Annotated in this window: 20 protein-coding genes; 15 read left to right on the plus strand and 5 right to left on the minus strand. The window is 62.4% G+C overall.

Annotation, left to right across the window (positions count from 1 at the left end; translation table 11 throughout):
• Nucleotides 1-168 precede the first annotated feature (168 nt).
• Together O9K64_RS03025 and O9K64_RS03030 are read left to right on the plus strand one after the other, a co-directional pair.
• On the plus strand, nt 169-870 hold the full coding sequence (locus tag O9K64_RS03025; RefSeq protein WP_275096599.1) for a response regulator transcription factor: 702 nt from the start codon (nt 169-171) through the stop codon (nt 868-870).
• 2 nt (nt 871-872) lie between these two features.
• Nucleotides 873-2,954 carry a sensor histidine kinase gene (locus tag O9K64_RS03030; RefSeq protein ID WP_275096600.1) on the plus strand — a complete coding sequence of 694 codons (2,082 nt, stop codon included), beginning with the start codon at nt 873-875 and terminating at the stop codon, nt 2,952-2,954.
• Nucleotides 2,955-3,112: 158 nt separating this feature from the next.
• On the opposite strand, the gene O9K64_RS03035 is transcribed toward O9K64_RS03030, so the two are convergent.
• The gene (locus O9K64_RS03035) at nt 3,113-3,556 is read right to left on the minus strand and encodes a CBS domain-containing protein (protein WP_275096601.1); all 444 of its coding nucleotides are present in this window, start codon (nt 3,554-3,556) and stop codon (nt 3,113-3,115) included.
• Nucleotides 3,557-3,779: 223 nt separating this feature from the next.
• On the opposite strand from O9K64_RS03035, the gene nosD reads away from it, so the two are divergent.
• From nosD to ppc, 4 genes are all read left to right on the plus strand, one after another.
• Nucleotides 3,780-4,991: a nitrous oxide reductase family maturation protein NosD gene (nosD, locus tag O9K64_RS03040; protein WP_275096602.1), complete on the plus strand. Its 1,212-nt coding sequence runs from the start codon at nt 3,780-3,782 to the stop codon at nt 4,989-4,991.
• A gap of 534 nt (nt 4,992-5,525) precedes the next feature.
• Nucleotides 5,526-6,032, plus strand: coding sequence for a HugZ family protein (locus O9K64_RS03045; protein WP_275096603.1), 507 nt, complete (start codon nt 5,526-5,528; stop codon nt 6,030-6,032).
• A 5-nt stretch (nt 6,033-6,037) separates the two neighbouring features.
• Nucleotides 6,038-6,778, plus strand: coding sequence for a tRNA1(Val) (adenine(37)-N6)-methyltransferase (locus O9K64_RS03050; RefSeq protein ID WP_275096604.1), 741 nt, complete (start codon nt 6,038-6,040; stop codon nt 6,776-6,778).
• Between the two features lie 3 nt (nt 6,779-6,781).
• Nucleotides 6,782-9,385, plus strand: coding sequence for a phosphoenolpyruvate carboxylase (gene ppc, locus O9K64_RS03055; protein ID WP_275096605.1), 2,604 nt, complete (start codon nt 6,782-6,784; stop codon nt 9,383-9,385).
• Between the two features lie 358 nt (nt 9,386-9,743).
• Here ppc and O9K64_RS03060 read toward each other — a convergent pair whose 3' ends face one another.
• Entirely contained in the window at nt 9,744-10,325 is a 582-nt protein-coding gene (locus tag O9K64_RS03060; RefSeq protein WP_275096606.1) for an alkylphosphonate utilization protein, read from the minus strand.
• A gap of 371 nt (nt 10,326-10,696) precedes the next feature.
• On the minus strand, nt 10,697-11,674 hold the full coding sequence (gene tal / locus O9K64_RS03065; RefSeq protein WP_275096607.1) for a transaldolase: 978 nt from the start codon (nt 11,672-11,674) through the stop codon (nt 10,697-10,699).
• Nucleotides 11,675-12,205: 531 nt separating this feature from the next.
• Between tal and O9K64_RS03070 the strand changes: the two genes are divergently transcribed.
• From O9K64_RS03070 to O9K64_RS03090, 5 genes are all read left to right on the plus strand, one after another.
• The gene (locus O9K64_RS03070; protein ID WP_275096608.1) at nt 12,206-12,964 is read left to right on the plus strand and encodes a 3-hydroxybutyrate dehydrogenase; all 759 of its coding nucleotides are present in this window, start codon (nt 12,206-12,208) and stop codon (nt 12,962-12,964) included.
• A gap of 16 nt (nt 12,965-12,980) precedes the next feature.
• A complete protein-coding gene (locus tag O9K64_RS03075; RefSeq protein WP_275096609.1) occupies nt 12,981-13,172 on the plus strand; it encodes a DUF5522 domain-containing protein in 192 nt (63 codons plus the stop codon).
• 63 nt (nt 13,173-13,235) lie between these two features.
• Nucleotides 13,236-13,661, plus strand: coding sequence for a glyoxalase (locus tag O9K64_RS03080; RefSeq protein WP_275096610.1), 426 nt, complete (start codon nt 13,236-13,238; stop codon nt 13,659-13,661).
• Between the two features lie 587 nt (nt 13,662-14,248).
• A complete protein-coding gene (locus O9K64_RS03085) occupies nt 14,249-15,538 on the plus strand; it encodes an MFS transporter (protein WP_275096611.1) in 1,290 nt (429 codons plus the stop codon).
• Between the two features lie 315 nt (nt 15,539-15,853).
• On the plus strand, nt 15,854-16,237 hold the full coding sequence (locus O9K64_RS03090) for a VOC family protein (RefSeq protein ID WP_275096612.1): 384 nt from the start codon (nt 15,854-15,856) through the stop codon (nt 16,235-16,237).
• A 4-nt stretch (nt 16,238-16,241) separates the two neighbouring features.
• Here the strand turns inward: O9K64_RS03090 and O9K64_RS03095 are convergent, their stop codons facing one another.
• Together O9K64_RS03095 and O9K64_RS03100 are read right to left on the minus strand one after the other, a co-directional pair.
• Nucleotides 16,242-16,586, minus strand: a complete 345-nt coding sequence (locus O9K64_RS03095; protein ID WP_275096613.1) for a winged helix-turn-helix domain-containing protein — start codon at nt 16,584-16,586, stop codon at nt 16,242-16,244.
• A gap of 301 nt (nt 16,587-16,887) precedes the next feature.
• Complete coding sequence (locus tag O9K64_RS03100) at nt 16,888-18,132, minus strand: MFS transporter (protein WP_275096614.1); 1,245 nt, start codon at nt 18,130-18,132, stop codon at nt 16,888-16,890.
• 174 nt (nt 18,133-18,306) lie between these two features.
• Here O9K64_RS03100 and O9K64_RS03105 point away from each other — a divergent pair, with 174 nt between their 5' ends.
• The 4 genes from O9K64_RS03105 to O9K64_RS03120 all read left to right on the plus strand — a co-directional run bounded on the left by O9K64_RS03105 (nt 18,307) and on the right by O9K64_RS03120 (nt 21,198).
• Nucleotides 18,307-19,200, plus strand: coding sequence for a LysR family transcriptional regulator (locus O9K64_RS03105; protein ID WP_275096615.1), 894 nt, complete (start codon nt 18,307-18,309; stop codon nt 19,198-19,200).
• A gap of 141 nt (nt 19,201-19,341) precedes the next feature.
• Nucleotides 19,342-19,950: an FMN-dependent NADH-azoreductase gene (locus O9K64_RS03110; protein ID WP_275096616.1), complete on the plus strand. Its 609-nt coding sequence runs from the start codon at nt 19,342-19,344 to the stop codon at nt 19,948-19,950.
• Between the two features lie 55 nt (nt 19,951-20,005).
• On the plus strand, nt 20,006-20,623 hold the full coding sequence (locus O9K64_RS03115; protein ID WP_275096617.1) for a cytochrome b: 618 nt from the start codon (nt 20,006-20,008) through the stop codon (nt 20,621-20,623).
• Nucleotides 20,620-21,198 (plus strand): YceI family protein, encoded by a 579-nt coding sequence (locus O9K64_RS03120; RefSeq protein WP_275096618.1) that lies wholly within the window; start codon nt 20,620-20,622, stop codon nt 21,196-21,198. The genes O9K64_RS03115 and O9K64_RS03120 overlap by 4 nt, the downstream gene beginning before the upstream one ends.
• Nucleotides 21,199-21,223 lie beyond the last annotated feature (25 nt).

Here is a 21,223-nt window from a genome sequence, read left to right on the forward strand (position 1 = left end):
GATTGTGCGTCGGCGGGTTGTAGACAGGGTTTTGTAAAATCATACGCGGGCGGTTTACAAAAGTTTTACATGTCGGCCATGGCTGAAACTGATAGGCTTTCAGGCAGCGCGAACGACCACTTCGGTTAACCAGAGAAGTCATACCAGAGAAGGCAAATCAGAGAAGCCATGTCCCGCAAGATTCGCTTGTTGATTGTCGAAGACGAGACCGCCATCCGCGGCGGCCTGGTGGATCTGTTCGTATTCCACGGCTATGCGGTTGATGCCACCGATGATGGCCGGGAGGGGTTGCGGCTGGCGTTGAGTGGCCGCTATGACCTGATCCTGCTGGATGTCATGCTGCCCGGTGTCAATGGCTTCGATATCTGCGCGCGGATACGAGAGCAGGACCGGGAACAGCCGGTCATCATGCTGACCGCCAAGAGCGGCGATGAGGATGTGATCCAGGGGCTCTCCCTGGGTGCGGACGATTACGTGGCCAAGCCCTTCTCCGTCACCCAGCTGGTGTTGCGGGTGCAGGCGGTGTTGCGTCGCTCGCGTATCGGCACGCAAGCGGAGAGCCGGATAAGGCTGGGCGATGCGGTGGAACTGGACTGTCTGAATCTCTCCGGCCGCTGCGGTGATAGCGAACACGCCTTTACCCGGCGGGAGATGGAACTGCTGCAGTATCTGCATGCCAATGCCGAGCGCCCGGTCTCCCGCGATGAACTGCTGACCCGGGTCTGGGGCTATGCGAAAAATCTCGATCTGGAGACCCGCACGGTGGATATTCATATCGCCAGGCTGCGGCGCAAGATCGAGCCGGACGCCGCCCATCCGCGTTACCTGGTGACGGTGCGCGGTGCCGGTTACCGGCTGCTGGTGGAGTGACCATGGGACATGGCAACCGGCTTACCGGCCTGGACCCGACCCGGTTGCGGCGCTGGCTGCTGCTGTTTTTCCTGGCGCTGCTGATCCCCTCCGGGGTGCTGATCCGGCAATCCTACAGCCAGCTCAAGTGGGAGGCATTTCACCAGTACCGGCTGCAGGCGGAGGCGTTGAGCGCGCGCATCGATGACCGGCTCAGACGCCTGGTGAACAGCGAAGAGAATCGCCGTTTCAGCGATTATGCCTTCCTTGTGGTGAGCGGGGATCCGGGCGCCGGTTTTCTGCAACGTTCGGCCCTGTCGAACTATCCGGTCGACTCCTCCGTACCCGGCGTGATCGGCTATTTTCAGGTGGACGACACAGGACGCTTCAGCACGCCGTTGTTGCCCGCCGAGCCGGAGCAGGCGACCCGCTACGGCATTGCCACGGATGAGGTGAACCGGCGGCTGGCGCTGCATGAGCGTCTGCAACAGATCCTCGGTGAGAACCGGCTGGTGCGGAGCAACGGGAGCGGGCGCGACCGGACACCCTCCGGGAAGGAGGTGGAGCAGACGCCTGGCGAACCGTCCCCTGGGGTGCCCGCGGTCGGCCTGTCCGATAGCGGCAGCGGGTCGGCGATGGAGGCGGAGCGGGCCGACCAGCCCCAGGCGGCCTTTGACCGGCTGACCGAGAAATTCAGCAAGCGCCAACAGGCGCAGGCGCCCGCTGCCACCGCACAGCTGGGCCGGGTGGAGGATCTGAAGCTGGACCGGCGTTTTGAGTCACGGCTTGCCGGGGAGCAGGTCGTCGCCCCGGCAGAGGAGCAGCAGCGGGGTGCGCAGCGCAGTGTCCGCAAGGAGCGCGGCGTACTGCCGGTGCCGGCGCCGGTCGTGGACGCGGACCAGGCGGTGAGGCCGCCGGCAAGCCAGGCCGGGGTGCGCATCCACACCTTCGAGAGCGAACTGGACCCGTTCGAGTTCAGCCTGCTGGACAGTGGGCATCTGGTGCTGTTTCGCAAGGTGTGGCGGGACGGTCGGCGCCTGGTCCAGGGGCTGCTGATCGAACGCCAGCCGTTTCTGCAGGCGACCGTTGCAGACCTGTTCAGGGAGAGCGCCCTGTCCGGCATGAGTGAGCTGACCCTGGCCTACCGGGGTGATCTGTTCAGCACCTTCCGCGGCAAAAACGCGCAGGGCTATTACAGCCGCGCCGAGGAGTTGTCCGGGGCGCTGCTCTACCGCAATCGCCTCGCCGCCCCGTTGAGCGAGATGGAGCTGATCTACAGCATCCGGCAGCTGCCGGCCGGTCCCGGAGGCCGTCTGGTCCTCTGGGTGGCGGCCACCCTGCTGCTGGTGCTGTGTGGCGGGTTCTATCTGCTGTACCGCCTGGGCCTGCGGCAGATCGAGCTGGCCCGGCAGCAGCAGGATTTCGTTTCCGCCATCAGCCACGAGCTGAAGACGCCGCTGACCTCGATCCGCATGTATGGGGAGATGCTGCGCGAGGGCTGGGCCAGCGAGGAGAAGAAGCGCAGCTATTACGACTATATCCATGACGAGAGTGAACGCCTCACCCGCCTGATCAACAATGTGCTGCAGCTGGCCCGCATGACGCGTAACGGATTGGTGCTGGAGTGTCGGCCGGCCGGTGTGACGGAGCTGTTGGACGGCATCCGGTCGAAAATCGCCTCCGCGGTGGAGCGGGCGGGTTTCGAACTCAGGCTGCAGGTCGATGAGGCGGCGGCGGGAGCCGTGGTGAAGATCGACAGTGACAGCTTCAGCCAGATCATGATCAACCTGGTGGACAATGCGCTGAAGTTTTCCCGTGGCGCCGCGATCCGCCGGATCGATATCACGGCGGCGCTGGAGCGCGATAACCGGCTGGTGTTCACAGTCAGGGATTATGGTCCCGGGGTGCCCCGGGACCAGATGAAGAAGATATTTCGCCTGTTCTACCGCTCCGAGAATGAACCGACCCGCGAGACCATCGGTACCGGCATCGGCCTGGCGCTGGTCAGTCAGCTGGCCACCGCCATGGGGGGGCGGGTGGAGGTGATCAACCAACGGCCTGGCGCGGCGTTCCGGGTGATCTTTCCGGTCTGCGCGAGTCCTTAGGGCTCGCGCAAAAATAAGTTTCGGTATTCGGTCGCAACTGGACCCCGCTGGCGGCGTTACGCTTTTTGGCAAGGGAACAGCCATTGCCTGCAAAGCGTGCCTTGCCAGCATGGCCCAGTTACGCCCTCGGTACTGCGAAATTATTCTTGCGCGAGCCCTTAGTGCGGTGAGTAGTAGACTCCGTTGATGTAGTTGTACAGGTCGTCGATGACGATCTCCTGTTCGCTGATGATGCTCTTGACCACATCGCCGATACTCACCAGGCCGATCAGCCGGTTATTTTCCATTACCGGCAGGTGGCGAATGTGTTTTTCGGTCATGATCGCCAGGCACTCATCCATGTTCGTCTTCTTGTCCACGTAACAGACCTCGGTGGTCATCACCTCCCGCACCAGGGTCTCCTTGGATGACTTGCCCTTGATGATGATCTTGCGCGCGTAGTCCCGCTCCGAGAGAATCCCGATCAGCTTGTGCCCCTGCATCACCAGCAGGGCGCCGATATCCTTCTGGTCCATCAGCACCAGTGCCTCATAAACCGTAGCGTCCGGTGTGATGGACCAGATCTGACCATCTTTTTCCGCCAGTAAATTTTCAACAAACATGGCCCACCTCGCTGCTCTGACCGCTGAACATACTTATTAGTATAGTAACCGGATGAATAACGGTCTATCTGACCCGTTGGGGGGTTAATTGATTATTCTTAAGGACGGCATCGCAGAATAACCCTACTCTGTGTCAGAATTAAGAGCCCGGCGGCGGCCCCCGGATCGGCGCGGCGCCTCGGGCGTGTTTTCAACTCACTGGAACGGTTGCTGAATCTCTGTCATGAAGCGGTTATGGCTGATGCTCTGGCTGATGGCGGGCTGCCTGCTATCCACTTCGGGATATGCACTCCCGCCGCTGCAGCTGTTTGTCGACATCACGCCGCCGGGGGGCGTGCTGACCCTGCCGGCGGGCCGCTACGCCGGGCCGGCGGTGATCCGGCGGCCGATCACTATCGACGGCCACGGCGAGGTGACGGTCGACGGCGAGGGCGGTGGCACCGTGCTCACGGTCCAGGCCGACGGGGTGACGCTGCGCGGCCTGCACCTGACCAACTCCGGCCACTCGCATGATCAGGTGGACGCCGCCCTGCTGCTGGCGGCGGACGACGCGCTGGTGGAGGATAACCGCATCGACGATGTGCTGTTCGGTATCCATATCCGCCAATCCAACGGCAATGTGGTGCGCAACAACCGGATTGCATCCCGCGGCGACGCGCCGAGCCTGCGCGGGGAGGGGATCCGCCTCTGGTACAGCTCCGACAATCTGCTGGAAGGGAACCGCATCCGCGGCGTGCGGGATGTGCTGTTCACCAACTCCACCGACAACCGCTTTGTCGGCAACACCATCGAGAACAGCCGCATCGGCATGGAGCTGATCTTCTCGCACAATAACGAGATTGAGAACAATACCCTGGCCGGCAATACCAGCGGCATCGTGCTGATCTACTCCAATGAGGTGATCATCCGCAACAACCGGCTGCTGAACATGCCCGATGCCACCAGTTCCGCGCTGGCGGTAAAGGGGAGTTCCCAGGTGCGGCTGGAGGCCAACGACATCGTTCGCTGCGCCGTCGGCCTGACCGCCAACTCGCCCACTCACCCGGAGAATATCCTCTATCTCAACGACAACCACTTCGCCTACAACGATGTGGCGATGTATTTCTATGGCGAGAAGGGCGGGCATATCGTTCACGGCAACCGCTTCACCGGCAATATCATCCCGGTGGCGGTGAGCGCCGCCACCAGCGCGCGCGGCAACGACTGGCGCGATAACGCCTGGGATACCTATGAGGGTTTCGACCGCGATCGGGACGGTACCGGCGACACCCCGCACAACATCTATCTCTACTCCGACCGGCTGTGGATGGACCGGCCCATGGCCCGCTTCTTCCGTGCATCCCCGGTCCTGGAAATGGTGGATTTCGTCGAGCGCCTGGCCCCCTTCTCCACACCGGAGCTGATCCTCTCCGATCCCTCGCCGCGCATGCACTGAATCCTTGGGGTAATCCCCCGGCTCATCCGGGGCTCGTCAGGCGTGACCTCTGCATGGGGCGAACGCCTCTGGATTACAGATGGCAAATGGACTCTCGCCAAGACGCCAAGAAAAGCCGATTCTTTCCTTTAATCGTAACTACTCACGGGGTGATTGGCCTACCTTGCCAGCCTCACGTGATGGCTTGTTTCCTCGAATCCGGCCCCTTTTTCAGCGCCTGCCCAAACTCGCTTCGCTCAAACAAGGGCAGGCTTTAATCTGAAAAAGGGGCCGGATTCGAGGCGCCATCAAGATCGGCCAACAAGGCAGGCCAATCACTTACAGACCAGGTGAGTAGTTACCTTTAATCTTTGCGCTCTTGGCGTCTTGGCGAGAGTAATGATCCTTTACCGATCCGGGGCCGGGAAGGCGCCGTAAGGCGTCGCATGGCGGTTGCGGCGGGCACGGCCCGCCCTATCGTCGGCTGGGGTTTATCTCCGCGCCGGGTCGTGTCAGCATGAAGGCCTGTTTTTTCTGACCTGCGAGCGAGCCTTCATGACCACCCCCGAATCAACCGACCCGCGGCAGGCGGAGGCGGACTATCAGGCACTGATCGATTCCCAGCGGACCCTGCTGCTCTCCACCGTCACCGCCGCCGGCGAGCCGGAGATCAGTTATGCCCCCTATCTCCGGGACGAGTCGGGCCGCTTCTATATCTTCGTCAGCGAGCTGGCCGCGCACACGCGGAACCTGCGGCACCAGGGGCGCGCCGCGATCCTGTTCATCCGCCCGGAGGAGGAGACCCGCAACCCCTTCGCCCGGGAGCGGGTGATCCTGCAGTGCCAGGCGGAGGAGCTCCCCGCGGGCGACCCGGAGCAGGCCGGCCTGCTGTCGCGGATGGAGCAGCGCTTCGGCGAGACCGTGGCCCTGCTGCGTCGCCTGCCGGACTTCCATCTGTTTGTCCTGACGCCACAAACCGGGCGCTACGTGGCGGGGTTCGGCAAGGCCTATGACCTGGTACTGCCGGCGGGCGGCCTGCGCCCCGTCACCCCGCCGGACTAAGCGCGGTGTCAACTTTCCGCTTTCAGCAGTTCGGTGTGCGGCAGGGCGAAACGGCCATGAAGGTGTGCACCGATGCCACCCTGTTCGGCGCCACGGCCCCGGTCGCCGGTGGTGAACGGGTGCTGGATATCGGCGCCGGGAGCGGCCTGCTGTCGCTGATGCTGATGCAACTGGGGGCGGGGCGGGTCACTGCCGTTGAACTGGCCGCGTCGGCGTGTCGTGACGCCGCTGCCAATTTCGCCGCCAGTCCCTGGTCCGGGCGGCTGGAGTTGGTGTGGCGGTCGATACAGGACTACGCGACCGACTGCGACCGGCGCTACGATCTGATCATCAGCAATCCGCCCTTTTTCGAACAACACACCAAAAGCGGCACAAAGCTGCGTCGCCTGGCCCGGCACGCCGACCGCCTGCCCTATGCCGAACTGGTGCCGATCGCCGCCCGCCTGTTGTGCGAGGACGGATGTTTCTACCTGCTGATCCCGGTGCACGGGGTGGCCCGGGTCAGCGCGCTGGCGGCGGCTGCCGGCCTGCGGCTGAACGGGCGCGTCGACTATGCCGGATATGGCCACAGCCAGGCCAAGGTGGCCGCGCTCAGCTTCGGTCGCCGGCCCGAAATGTTCGTCTCCCGCCGGCTGGTCATCTATAATGCAGCGCGCCTTTACAGTGAAGAGAGTACCCGTTATCTCGCTCCCTTTCTGTTGCGGTTTGCCGCCCCGGCCCCGGGCGCGGAGCCCCTATTGGAGTAGACTATGACCAACCTGGATGAATCATTACGCGATGATGTGCGCATGCTGGGTGAGAGTCTGGGGCGGACCATCGAAAACCATCTGGGTCCGGCGTTTCTGCAGAAGATCGAACGCATACGCCGCCTGGCCAAGGCGGGGCGGCTGGAGGCCGGTTCGGATCACCAGGCGCTGTTGCGGGAACTCTCCGCTCTGAGCGAGGCGGAGATGCTGCCGGTGGCGCGCGCCTTCACCCAGTTTCTCAACCTGGCCAATATCGCCGAGGAGTTTCATCGTGTGCGGCTGCATCAGGATGTCTGCGAGCTGGATGCGGAGGACTCCTTCGCCCGGCAGCTGAAACAGCTGCAGGCGGATGGCCTCGACAATGAACAGATCCTGCAGGCGATCGGCCGCATGGAGGTGGACCTGGTGCTTACCGCCCACCCCACCGAGGTCAACCGCCGTACCCTGATCAAGAAATACAACGCAATCACCGACTGTCTGCGCAAGCTGGAGCGGGGCGAGTACCGCCAGCGGCGCCTGAATGAGCTGGTCAGCCAGATCTGGCACACCAATGAGATCAGGCGCCAGCGTCCCACGCCCATCGACGAGGCGAAGTGGGGCTTTGCCGTGATCGAGGGCTCGCTCTGGCAAGCGGTGCCAAACTATCTGCGCCAGCTGGATGAGTCGATGCAGGCGGTGCTGGGGCAGCCGCTGCCCCTCGACTGGTCACCGGTCCGTTTCTCCTCGTGGATGGGCGGGGACCGGGACGGCAATCCCCATGTCACGGCGGCGGTGACCCGGGAGGTGCTGCAGCTGGCGCGCTGGATGGCCGCCGATCTGTATGACCGGGATCTGGATGAACTGCGCTCCGAACTCTCCATGTACCAGTGCAACGATGAGCTGCGGGAGCGGGTCGGCGACACGGCCGAACCCTATCGGCATATCCTGGCCGGGCTGCGGCGTCGCCTGGATCAGACCAAGACCCTGATCCAGCAGGGGCTGTCCGGACACCACATCATCGCCGAAACGCTACTGACGGCCGAGGAGCTGCGGGAGCCGCTGATGCTCTGTCATCGTTCGCTCATCGAGTGCGGCATGCAGATCATCGCCGGCGGGCTGCTGGAGGATATCATCCGCCGCATCGCCTGTTTCGGGGTCACCCTGGTGCGGCTGGATATCCGCCAGAATGCCGACCGTCACACGGCGGTGTTCGAGGCCCTCACCCGGTTCTACGATCTCGGCTCCTACCTGGCGTGGGACGAGGCGGAGAAGCAGCGCTTCCTGCTGGGTGAGCTGCGCAGCAAGCGGCCGCTGATCCCGGCTAACTGGCAGCCGGACGGGGAGATCAATGAGGTGCTGGAGACCTGCCGGGTGATCGCCCAGGCCGATCCCAGCGCCCTCGGTTCCTATGTCATCTCCATGGCCAGCCAACCCTCCGACGTGCTCTCGGTCATCCTGCTGCTGCGGGAGATGGGGGTGGGTCACGACATGCGGGTGGTGCCGCTGTTCGAGACCCTGGTGGATCTGCAGGAGGCCCACCACTGTATCGACCAGCTGCTCGCCATCGACTGGTACCGGGACTACACACACGGGCACCAGGAGGTGATGATCGGCTACTCCGACTCCTCCAAGGACGCCGGCCAGCTGGCGGCGGTCTGGGGACAGTACCAGGCCCAGGAGGCGTTGACCGCCACCTGCCGCGGCCGCGGGGTGCACCTGACCCTGTTCCATGGCCGTGGCGGCACGGTCGGCCGCGGTGGCGGCCCCACCCACCGGGCGATCCTGGCCCAGCCGCCCGGATCGGTGGATCACACCCTGCGGGTGACCGAGCAGGGCGAGGTGATCCGCTTCAAGTTCGGCATCCCGGAGATTGCCGAGCGCAACCTGGAGCGCTATACCGGCGCCGTGCTGGCCGCCACCCTCTGTCCCTTGCCGGCGCCCCGACCGGAGTGGCGGGCGATGATGGAATCCCTGGCCCAGACCGCCTTTCACGAATACCGGGCGGTGGTGCGGGATGACCCGCGCTTCGTGCCGTTCTTCCGCGCCTCCACGCCGGAGCTTGAGCTGGGCAAGCTGCCGCTGGGATCGCGACCGGCGAAACGTCGCGCCGATGGCGGGGTGGAGAGCCTGCGCGCCATCCCCTGGGTGTTCGCCTGGACCCAGATCCGGCTCATGCTGCCGGCCTGGCTGGGGTCGGACAGCGCCCTGGGGCAGGCGATCGAATCCGGCCGGCTGGCGCAGCTGCACGAGATGTACGCGGCCTGGCCCTTCTTCACCAGTTATGTGGATATGCTGGAGATGGTGCTTGCCAAGAGCGACCCGGTGATTGCCGAATACTATGCCGCCCGGCTGGTGCCGGAGGAGCTGCAACCCCTGGGCGATACCCTGCGGGAGCGCCTCTGCGGCACCTTCGATCAGGTGTTGAAGATCAAGCAGACCCGCAAGCTGCTGGCGGATTTCCCCCTGATCCGGCGCTCCATCAATGTGCGCAATCCCTATATCGATCCGCTCCACTACCTGCAGGCGGAACTGCTCCATCGCGACCGCAACGCCCCGGATGAGCGCCTGGAGCAGGCGTTGATGGTGACCATGGCGGGGATCTCGGCCGGCATGCAGAATACCGGCTAGGCCTGCCCCTTACCCGTAAGTGGGTCGGACTGTATCCGTTCGTAGGATGGGTGGAGCGCCTCCATGAACTCTCCGCCGGCTCCGTCTCCGGCGCGCAACCCATCGTGCACCTGCATCCGCATCCGAAGATGGGTTACGGCGTGCCCGACCGCCGCGAATAGCCGTCAACAAGGGTGCCGCGCCTCCACCCATCCTACACGCTCGGGCACAAACAGCGTGTCACCCTGGTAGACGCGATTCGGTACGACTCGTAGGGGCAACCCCCCGTGGTTGCCGGGGGCGGCGAGTGCATCGGACCAGGGCAGGCACGGGGGCCTGCCCCTACGATCCGCATTTGGCCTGTGCAGTAAGGTAGCGTTCAGCCCGACTTCTTGACGAACTGGGTGAGGATAACGATCTGCTGTCCGTTCACCCGGCCCTCGATCTGTCCGGGATTGTCGGCCACCAGGGAGATGCCACGTACCGCGGTGCCGCGCTTGGCGGTAAAGTTGGCCCCCTTGACGTTCAGGTCCTTGGTCAGGGTGACCGTATCGCCCGCTTCGAGCCGGGCGCCGTTGCAGTCCAGATGCGGCGCTGACTGCTCCCCGCCGCCGCTTTCACTGCCGGCCTCCGCCCAGGCCAGGGTCGACTCGTCCAGGTAGAGCATATCCAGCAGATCCTGCGGCCAGCCCTCGGCGCTGAGGCGCTTGAGCATGCGCCAGGCCATCACCTGCACCGCCGGCACCTGGCTCCACATGCTGTCGTTGAGGCAGCGCCAGTGGTTGGGGTCGGTCTTCTCCGGCTCCTCGATCTGTTCGCGACAGGTGTCACAGAGCAGCAGGGACCGCTCGGCGCTGTCATCGGAGGCGGGCGGGACCGCGTAGGGCTGGAGATTTTCCGTGGCCGCGCAGAGTTCGCATTTGGATTCGCTGCGCTCAAGTAACGCCTGTTCTGTACTCATGGTGTCTGTTACCTGGTGTTGATTAGGGAAGTTGGAAAGTTTAATCCGGGCTAGTACTACTTAAATTTGATAAAAGTATCTTATGTAGGGTGGAATGGCACTAAGTTAAGCCCAGAGCCCCCGTCATCCCGGCGAATGCCGGGATCCAGAACCCGCATCCGCGGTGAATTCATGGATTTCATCCTCAGGTCCGTAAACGGTGCATCCCTGCACCACTCCTCCGGCCTGCGCCGGAATGACGAAAAAATGGATTCCTGCCTTAACTTAGTGCCATTCATGTAGGGTGGATAAGCGGCAGCGCATCCACCATTGTCGCGGTGGATGCGCCTACCGGCTTATCCACCCTACGTTAATGGGGTGAATTCGGGCGCCTAGTTTACCATTTTTCCGTCGATGGCCCGTTCCAGTTTTTCCAGATCGCGGCTGAACAGGCGGATCCCCTCGGCCAGCTTTTCGGTGGCCATGGCGTCCTCGTTCAGCAACCAGCGGAAACGCTTCTCATCGATCTCCAGTCGCTCGATATCCGCCTGGCGGGCGCCCTCGGCCGAGAGCGCCCGGGGCAGGGTGTCGTGCTGGCTGGCCAGCTCGTCGAGCAGCGCTGGGCTGATGGTGAGGCGGTCGCAGCCGGCCAGTGCCTCGATCTCTCCCAGGTTGCGGAAGCTGGCGCCCATGACAATGGTGGGGTGGTCGAACTTCTTGAAATAGTCGTAGATGCGCCGCACCGAGAGTACCCCGGGATCTTCAGCGGCGGGATAGCTGTCGCGGCCGCTCTGTTTCTTGTGCCAGTCGAGGATGCGGCCGACGAAAGGGGATATAAGGGTGATGCCGGCCTCGGCGCAGGCCACCGCCTGGACGAAGCTGAACAGCAGGGTGAGGTTGCAGTGGATACCCTCGGCCTCCAGCACCTCGCCGGCACGGATCCCTTCCCAGGTGGAGGCGACCTTGATCAGGATGCGCTCGCGGGCGATGCCCTGCTGCTCATACAGCTCGATCAGGCGGCGGGCGCGCCGGATGGTGGCTTCGCGATCGAACGAGAGGCGGGCGTCCACTTCGGTGGAGACCCGGCCCGGAATCAGCTTGAGCAGCTCACAACCGAAGCTGACCGACAGTTTGTCGACCGCATTCTCCATGAAGCGGTCCGGATCCCCCTGTGCCCTGGCCCAGTGGATGGCCTGGTCCGTCAAACCGGCATATTGCGGCTGTTGCGAGGCCTTCAGAATCAGCGAGGGGTTGGTGGTGGCATCTTCCGGAGTGTACTGTTTTACCAGTTCAAACTCGCCGGTGTCCGCCACGACAACCGTCATGCGCTTCAATTGATCCAGTTTGCTGAGGGTGGTGGTCTGATCCATCGCGGTGCTCTCTGTTTGCTGTGCGGGTAGTGGGATGCCCTGATTGGCGCTATGTCAGGTAATCCAGCGGCAGTTCGGTCGTGTGGATGATCGGCCGCATGACGAAGCTGGATTGTACCCCGGATAAATACCAACTCAAGTTTCGGAGTTCATTTCACAAAGCCCGAATCGCTGAATTCGCAGGGTGAGGAGCGCGAACTCCGAAACTTGAGCTACCAATAGGCTCGTCGGGGTAAGTCTGCGTACCCCAACGGCTACAAACCACGCTGCCCGGGGATGCCGGTGAGCTTGCGAACCGCATCATTCACGGTAAAGCTTGATGCGGTTCGTGCCTCACCGGCATCCTACGTCTCTGTCGGCAGCATAGCCTGGATTCCTCCCATTCACCCGCCGCTTCACGGCATCGGACCAGCGCACGGGAACCCCACGCTTTTTAATGTTTTTTTCATCAATAAATCGTCAACTCACTGGGTTATAATCCGCACCTGAACGACCGGCCGTGGCGCCGATACTTATCAGGAGAGCGATCAGATGCAGAATAAAGTTGCCGTGGTGACCGGTGGGGCGAGCGGTATCGGGCGGGCCGTGGCCGAGAAGTTGGTGAGTCTGGGCTGCAAGGTGGTGATTGCGGATTTCAATTCGCAGAGCGGAAACGCGACCGCCGCGCAGATCGGCGCCAGTTTCATCCAGGCGGACCTGTCCGATGCCGAGCAGTGCCGTTCCCTCATCGCCCAGGCCGCTCAACTGCACGGCAGTGTCGATATCCTGGTCAACAATGCCGGCTTCCAGCATATCTCCCCGATCGAAGAGTTTCCAGTGGAGCAGTGGAACAAGCTGATCGGGGTCATGTTGACCGCCCCCTTCCTGCTGATCCGCTATGCCTGGCCGATGATGAAGCAGAAGGGCTGGGGCCGGGTGATCAACATCGCCTCGGTCCACGCCATGGTGGCTTCCCCCTTCAAGGCGGGATATATCTCCGCCAAGCACGGGGTGATTGGCCTGACCAAGACCGCGGCCCTGGAAGGGGGCGAATTCGGGATCACGGTCAACGCCATCTGCCCGGCCTATGTGCGCACCCCGCTGGTGGAGAACCAGATCGCCGATCAGGCCCGTACCCGGGGTATCCCCGAGGACCAGGTGGTCAGCGACGTGATGCTGAAAAATGCCGCGATCAAAAAGCTGATCGAACCCGAAGAGGTGGCCGACCTGGTCGCCTTCCTGGCCAGTGACCGGGCCTCCTCCATCACCGGTTCCTCCCTGACCATCGATTCGGGCTGGACCGCTCAGTAATTGGGTCGGAAGGGCGATGAGAGAAGAGAACGAGACGGAAGCGATCGATCCCTGGCCCTTGGAGCAGCTGGTGGAGGGGCGGCACTACTACTGGGAGGACGGGCTGATGGTGTTCACCGAATGTTATCACCGCAGCCGGGGTAACTGCTGCGGTTCCGCCTGTCGCCACTGTCCCTTCGATCATGTCAATGTGAAGCCGGCCCGATGAGGATCGTCTCGTTGCCTTCTGTATATCCCCAAACCCTCCGCCGATAAGCTGAAGAATCCTCATATGGCAGCAGAACAACCGCCGTTCATGAACTACCGCGCCCTGTTGCTCGGCGCGTTGATGCTGGTGGCACTCTCCCTGGGGCTGATCGTGCTGGCCCTGTGGCTGGGGGTGCAGCAGGCGACCGCGCCGCAACTGCTCACGCTCTCCGCACTGTGGGTCGCCCCCGGCATATTCACCGCCCTGAAGGCGCGCGATGGCCGGCTGCTGCACGGTATGGCGATGGGGCTGATCGGCGCACTGCTGTTATCCCTGCTGATCCACCTCATGCTCTACTCGATGCCCCAACCCACCTTTCTGCAACAGCTGGCCGGCGACAAAACGGTGGTGGTGATCATTCTCGGCGGCCTCTGGGGCGCTATCGGCGGCATCTTTGCCGAGATTGTGCAGTTGCGGCGTACCAGAAAAGCGCAAAAACCGGGCCGCTAAGGCCATTCTTGAACTGCCACGTGGGATTAAGTACTATCCGAGAGATCAGACTCCCGGGCGGGATCGTCCTATGAACGATTTTGTCGATTGGGTGCTGATCAGGGAATGGAAGTCTATGGATAGAATAATAAACTGGTGATTCCGGTTCTTAGTCTATAACCAGCAAAACAGGACATCCAAAAATAATCAGGGGAATCAGCGCTTTTCTAAGAAATCTGTTCGGTTCTTTCATCAGCGATGTCCCTGCTGAAAGCGCACGTTGTGAATTCATCTGCGATAGGCTGGATTGCACATCTGAGCGTTTTGACAATTGCAATAAGAGAATCCGGTATCAGGATTGGCTGCGGGATAACTGAGCCAGGCGGCTCACAACCAGTCCAGATGATCGTGAGGCGGCGGTGTCCGGCCGCACTCGCCACTGGTATTCACCCCCTCTGTCGGCGATCTCGCCGTCCTGCCTAATTAATTGCGTTTGTAACCGATAAGCCGTAGCGCTTTGTTTGGCGAAGTAATAGCGGTCCTCCCTCTCGGGTTTTATCTCCCTGCAACACAGGCTATAGTGACGTGAACGTCAACTGGGATAATTCATGAACGCTGTAGCCTTTCCACCACTGCGCCTGGCCTGGATGATCTGGGGACTTGGGGCGGCACTCTACCTCATCGGTTTCTATCAGCGGGTGGCTCCGGGGGTAATGACCACCGAGCTGATGACCGATTTTCAGCTCAACGCCACGGCACTGGGGAATCTCTCCGCCTTCTATTTCTACAGCTATGTGGCGATGCAGGTGCCCACCGGGCTGCTGGCGGATCACTGGGGACCGCGGCGCCTGCTGGCCAGCGGGGCGACCATTGCCGGGCTCGGCACGTTGCTGTTTGCCATGGCCCCGGATGCGCTCTGGGCCAACCTGGGGCGTCTGCTGATCGGCGGGTCGGTGGCGGTGGCCTTTGTCGGCATGCTCAAGCTGGCGGGCCACTGGCTACCGCCGAAACAGTACTCGCTGGCCTCCGGCATGGCGCTGTTCTGCGGCGTGGTGGGGGCGGTGTTCGCCGGGGTGCCGCTGCGTCTGCTGGTGGATGGCTTTGGCTGGCGACCGGTGATGCTGGTATCCGCGGGGGTCGCCTTTGCAGTGGCCCTGGCCATCTGGCTGCTGGTCCGGGATGACCCCACGGAAAGGGGGTATGCCAGCCATGCCGCCGCCCATGACGACACCGCCACGCAGCACTCCCGGGGGGTGATGGCGGGCATACGGACGGTGCTGGGGTATCGCAACACCTGGTTGCTTTACTTCGTCCCCGGGGCCGGGGTTGGCAGCGTGCTCACCTTCGCCGGTCTCTGGGGTGTGCCGTTTCTCACCACCCACTATGGACTGGAGAAGACCTCTGCCGCCGCCATCTGTTCGGCGCTGTTGGTCTCCTGGGCGATCGGCGGGCCGGTGTTCGGCTGGCTGTCGGATCACCTGGGGCATCGCAAACCGCTCTATCTGCTGGGCTGCGTGGTGCAGCTGGCGGTCTGGTGTGTGGTGATCCTGGTGCCCGGTCTGCCGGTCTGGCTGCTGGTGCTGTTACTGGTCGTGATCGGTTTCTTTACCGGCAACATGATCATCGGCTTCGCCTTCGCCCGGGAGTCGGCGCCACCCCGCCTGGCCGGCACCGCCTCGGGCCTGGTCAACATGGGGGTGATGATCGGCCCCATGCTGCTGCAGCCTGCCGTGGGTTGGCTGCTGGACCGGCACTGGACGGGGGCCATGGAGAACGGTGCACGGATCTACGGGCTGGAGGCCTACCGCAACGGCTTTGGCCTGATGTTGGTCTGGCTTGTCCTGGCGCTGGTGTTGATACTGTTTACCCGGGAGACCCACTGCCGGCAGATTGCCTGAAATTACAGACTCAAGTTTCGGAGTTCAAAAGACGTCGTTCAGGGCGGGCTACCCCCTTGCCGAGACACGCCGTGAATACGTCCCTGTACGCTCGGCGTCGGCATCCATGCCTCCGACGGTCCCGGCAAGGGGGTGGCCTGACCGGTGTCTGGAACTGAACTCCGAAACGTAACTACTCACGGGGTGATTGGCCTGCCTTGCCGGCCTCACACGATGGCTGGATCAAGATCGGCCAACAAACCAGGCCAATCGCTTGCAGGTCGGGTGAGTAGTTACCTCCGAAACTTGAGTTACAGACAGTCGGGAGAGATTGCGATGCCGAAACTGGTGACCGGATTTCATCATGCCAGCCTGATCGTGGCCGATACCACGCGGGCGCTGGATTTCTATCGGGGCGTACTGGGGCTGACCATCGACCGGTCGCGCCCGGACCTGGGTTACCCGGGAGCCTGGCTCAACCTGGGCGACCAGCAGATCCATCTGCTGGAGCTGCCCAACCCGGACCCGCTGCGGGGCAGGCCGGCCCACGGCGGGTTGGACCGCCACCTCGCCTTTTGGGTGGAGACACTGGATGACCTGGTTACCGCCCTGGATGCCGCCGGGATCGGCTACACCCTGAGTCGTTCCGGCCGGCGGGCGCTGTTCTGCCGTGATCCGGATCAGAACGCCCTGGAGTTTATCCAACAGACGAAAGCGTGATCCGTCAGGATAGGCCCGGATCGGTCTGGTTAAGCAGCTCGAACAGCGGTCCGGCGGAGCCGTTGGCCTGTTTTTCGAGCTTTCGATAATGCTCGATCAGTGATTTGGCAAAGGGCGTCAGTTCGGCACCGCCGCCACCCTTGCCACCCACGGTGGTCTCCACCAGCGGTTGACCCAGCGCCTCCTGAACGGTTTCGATCAGTTGCCAGGCGCGCCGGAAGGTCATGCCGCACGCCTTGCCGGCACCGGAGATGCTGCCGTGTTGCGCGACCGACTCCAGCAGGGCGATCTTGCCGGGACCGATGACGCTGTCGTTAAAACGAATCTGGAGTCGCAGTTTTACTTTCATCGGAACACCTTGCTTTGCCCTTTAGCCCTAGTACTACTTCAATTTGATAAAGTACTTTCGTAGGGTGGATAAGCCGGTAGGCGCATCCACCAATGCTGCGGTGAGGAGTGGTACATGGATGTACCGTTTACGGACCTGAGGATGGAATGCGCTGTCGCTTATCCACCCTACGAAACTGAAACAGTTTTACCCGGCAATATTAAATTGGAAGACTACTAGTCTGGTCGCATCACCCCCAAAAACGCGCCCTATCCTAAAGCAGCGGCCGGGGCGTCACAACCAATGGGGTGCATTCAGACGCCTAGCTTGCGATCGCCCGACCGCGCCGGTACTCCCGGACGAACCAGCTGAATGCGCCCGCCTGCAGCAGCAGGGCAAAACCAAACGCCGTCTGGTAGGCGACGGCCGGATACTGGCCGGGACCCACTTGCGGCCAGAGATTGATAATGGCGCCGATGGCGTATTGCAAAACAAAAATTGACACAAACACCAGCAGATTCATCGCCGTATTGACCCGCCCGGCCAGGTGACGCGGATAGTGTTGTGAGAGTACCGCGTACTGGACGATGCCGGTGGTGCCGAAGAAGCCGAAACCGATCCAGACCGGGGAGAGCCAGGCCGCCGCCGGCCCGAGGATGATCAGCAGCTGAATGCACTGAAAGGTCAGCATGCCGGCGGCCGACAACAGGATGGGGCGTACCCCGATTCGCGCCAGTCGTTCCGCCAGTGTACCCATGGCCAGGAAACCGGCCACCATGGCGGTGGCCACCAGTAACAGGGTATCGGCCATGGCGGTGCGTTCGAGCCCGCCGATATCCTGCAGCCAGGGACCGGCCCAGAGGCTCTGGATGGAGATGAACGAGGCCTGTGACAGCATGGTCAGGGGTGCGATCATCCAGAAGAAGCGGTCGGCGAAGATGGCGCGAATGCCGCGCAGCTGGGCCCGCAGGGTCTCCTGTGGGCGCTCCTCGGTGTGGTCCGGTACCAGCACGAAGATGATCACGGATGAGAGCAGCAGCAGGCCCGCCAGCAGCAGGAAGACCCCGCGCCAGTCGGTCAACGACAGGGCGGCCTGGACCGGTGCCGTGGCGGTGATGGCGCCGACCCCACCCGAGGCGAGAATGATCCCGTTCAGCAGCGGCAGCTTTTCCGGCTTGAACCAGAGGGTGAAGGTCTTGAAGGCAGCCATCAGGCAGGCCGAGACGCCCAGTCCGATCAGGCCGCGGCCGATGATCAGGTCCCAGGCGCTGTCCCCCAGGGCGAACAGCAGGGCCCCGGCGGCCGCCACCAGCAGTAGCAGGGATTCAATGCGGCGCGGGCTGTAACGGTCCAGCAGGATTCCCAGGGGAAGCTGGGCGGCGGCAAAGGTGAAGAAGTAGGAGGCGGTCAGCAGTCCGAGCGTATCCGCGCCGAGCGAGAGTTCCGCCACCAGGTCCGGTGCCAGTACCGCATTCACCACCCGGGCGAGATAGGAGAGGTAGTAGCCCAGGGCAAAGGGGAACAGGATACTGAGGAACAGGTGGCGGCGGGTGAGGCTGGGATCCAAACAGGTGGCCTTTTATTATTGGTGGCGGAAAGGGTTGACTATGCCATTGCCGATCGAACCAAGACAAGCCGGAGTTGCGTGGGGAAATCGGTCGCAAGCGAAAATAATGCTCAATGGTTGGGGAATGCGTTAACGTATAGCCCGGCAACGAAACCGAAGGGAAGGTCAGGCTACATGCTGGATTTCAACGAGATGGTGATCTTTGTAAAGGTGGTGGAGGCAGGTAATTTTACCGCTGCCGCGACCAATCTCGGCCTGCCGAAATCGACCGTCAGCCGCAAGATCAGCCAGTTGGAGGGCCGGCTGGGTGCGCGCCTGCTGCAGCGGACCACGCGCAGCGTTCGCACCACGGAGCTGGGCGCGCTTTATTATGACCGCTGTGCCCGGCTGGTGGCCGAGGCGGAAGAGGCGGAGCGTGCCATCAGCCAGTGTCAGGAGCAGCCGCGGGGGCTGCTGCGGGTCACCCTGCCGGTGGATATCGGTATCTCCATCATGCCGGCTATCACCCGGGAGTTCCTGCGTCAGCAGCCGGAGATCCGGCTGCAGGTGGATGTCTCAGACCGCCTTGTGGACCTGGTGGGGGAGGGCTTCGACATGGCGATCCGGGCCGGGGAGCTGGAGGATTCCACGCTGGTGGCGCATCGGCTCTATACCGACCGGATGCGGGTCTGTGGCACACCGGAGTATTTCCAACAACACGGGATTCCCGGCTCACCCGAGGATCTCAAACAGCACGACTGCGTGGTGTTCTCCGCGCGCCGCGACAGTGAACTCCTCAAGTTCAGAGGGCCGCGGGGAACGGTCGCGGTGGAGATTACCGGCCGACTGGGTATCAACAACCTGAATGCCATCCGCGGGGCCTGCCTGACCGGCCGCGTGATCGGCCTGTTACCGGAGCTGCACTGCCAGGACCTGATCGCCAGCGGTGAGCTGGTCTCGGTGCTCGATGAGTGGAGTGTCCGGGAGGGGGGGATCTACGCGGTCTACCCTTCTCCCCGTCACCTGACCCCCAAGGTCAGGGCCTTCATCACCTTCCTGGACCGGCATTTCAGCAATCTTCCTCATTAACCTACCTTCATGCAGGCCCTCCCAAGGGGGTACATTGTTCCATATATGGAACATAGTTTTTGAAAAATACCGTCTAATAACGAAACAGGGACAATGATAGGCTGCTCGCCAAGTTGAACATTACCTGAGAGAGGGTGTGACATGAACAGAAAACGGCTACTCCATATCGACTCCAGTGCCCGGTTGACCGGTTCCGACTCGCGCCGGCTCAGCGCCCGGTTTGTGCGTCAGTGGCTCGACAACCACCCGGAATACCAGGTCATCGAGCGGGACCTGGTCGGCAAACCGCTGCCCCATCTGGATGAAACCATGCTGGCCGCCATGATGAGCCCGCCGGAGCAACATACCCCGGAGATGGCGCGGATTGCGGAACGCATCAATCTGCTGATTGATGAATTTCTCTCCGCCGACCTGGTAGTCCTGGGTGTGCCGATGTACAACCTGGGCATCCCTTCCACGCTGAAGGCCTACATCGACCATATCGTGATGGCCGGACGCACCTTCGCCTATACCGACCAAGGGGCGGTGGGGCTGGTGGAAGACAAGCCAGTCTTCATCATCACCGCGCGGGGCGGCGTGCACAGCGGTACCGCCACCGATCAGCAGGCCCCCTATCTGCAGACCCTGTTCAATTTTCTCGGCATACGGCAGGTGAACTTTATCCATTCGGAAGGGCTCAATATGGGGGATGAAATTCGTCGCAAGGGGATAGAAGATGCCCAGGCCGAGATCGAGCGGCATGCCGCCTGAGCCCGTCATATTCAAGATGGTACCGCGCCAGGTCCGCAGAGAGGGAGCTCAAGGGATGCGACTCGGCAACACCCGGCAAACCTACGGCGCCATCAGCATTGCGCTGCACTGGCTGGTGGCGCTGTTGGTCCTGGGCCTGTTCCCGCTGGGTCTCTATATGACCAGCCTGGATTATTACCACCCCTGGTATCAGGCGGCACCGCATCTCCATCGCGGTCTCGGGATCACCCTGCTGCTGTTGCTGTCGCTCCGGCTGTGCTGGCGGTTTATCAGCCCGCCGCCGCGGCCGCTGGATGGCGGTTCGCGGTTGCTGAGGCGTCTGGCTGGCCTGGTGCACGGCGGGCTCTACCTGCTGCTGTTCGCCATCGCCGTCAGCGGCTATCTCATCTCCACCGCCGACGGACGCGGTATCGAGGTGTTCGGCTGGTTCACGGTGCCGGCGCTGCTGCCGGCGTTTAAGGACATGGAGGATGCGGCGGGTGACATCCATTTTGTCCTCGCCGTCAGCCTGATCGGGCTGGTCGCCCTGCATGGACTGGCCGCCCTCAAGCACCACTTTATCGATCGCGATCCCACCCTGATGCGGATGCTCGGCAGGCCCAGGCGCGTGACAGGCCGCGCGACAGGCGCAATCACTGAATCAGAAACCTTTTTTACCAAGGAGACATCATGAAAAAACGCTTGATATTTTCACTGCTTACGGCGGCCGGGATTGCCCTTTCCGCTCCGGTATCGGCCGAGCGCTATGTCATCGATACGCAAAATGCCCATGCCTTTGTCCAGTTCAAGATCGCCCATCTGGGTTACAGCTGGGTGCTGGGCCGCTTTAACCAGTTCGAGGGGAGCTTCGACTATGACGAGAGCAACCCGTCGGCATCGACGGTTTCAGTCACGGTCAATCCCGCCAGCGTGGACAGTAACCATGCCGAGAGGGACAAGCACCTGCGCAGCAAGGATTTCCTGAAAGTGGACGAGTTTGCCCAGGCGACCTTCACCAGCACCAGCTATGCGGTCACGGGAGATAACACGGGGTTGCTCAAGGGTGACCTGACCCTGCGTGGCGTAACCCGGCCGATCAGCATCGATGTCACTCAGATCGGTGCCGGCAAGGACCCCTGGGGCGGTTACCGTCGGGGGTTTGAAGGCACCACCCGGCTGGCCCTGGCGGATTTCGGTATTCCCATGGACCTGGGTCCGGCCGCGCGTGAAGTGGAGCTGTTCCTCACCATCGAAGGCGTTCGCCAATAGTCTTTAAGCCGGGACCGGTTTACAG

The organism is Sedimenticola hydrogenitrophicus (assembly GCF_029017505.1).
GTDB classification, from domain to species: domain Bacteria; phylum Pseudomonadota; class Gammaproteobacteria; order Chromatiales; family Chromatiaceae; genus Sedimenticola; species Sedimenticola hydrogenitrophicus_A.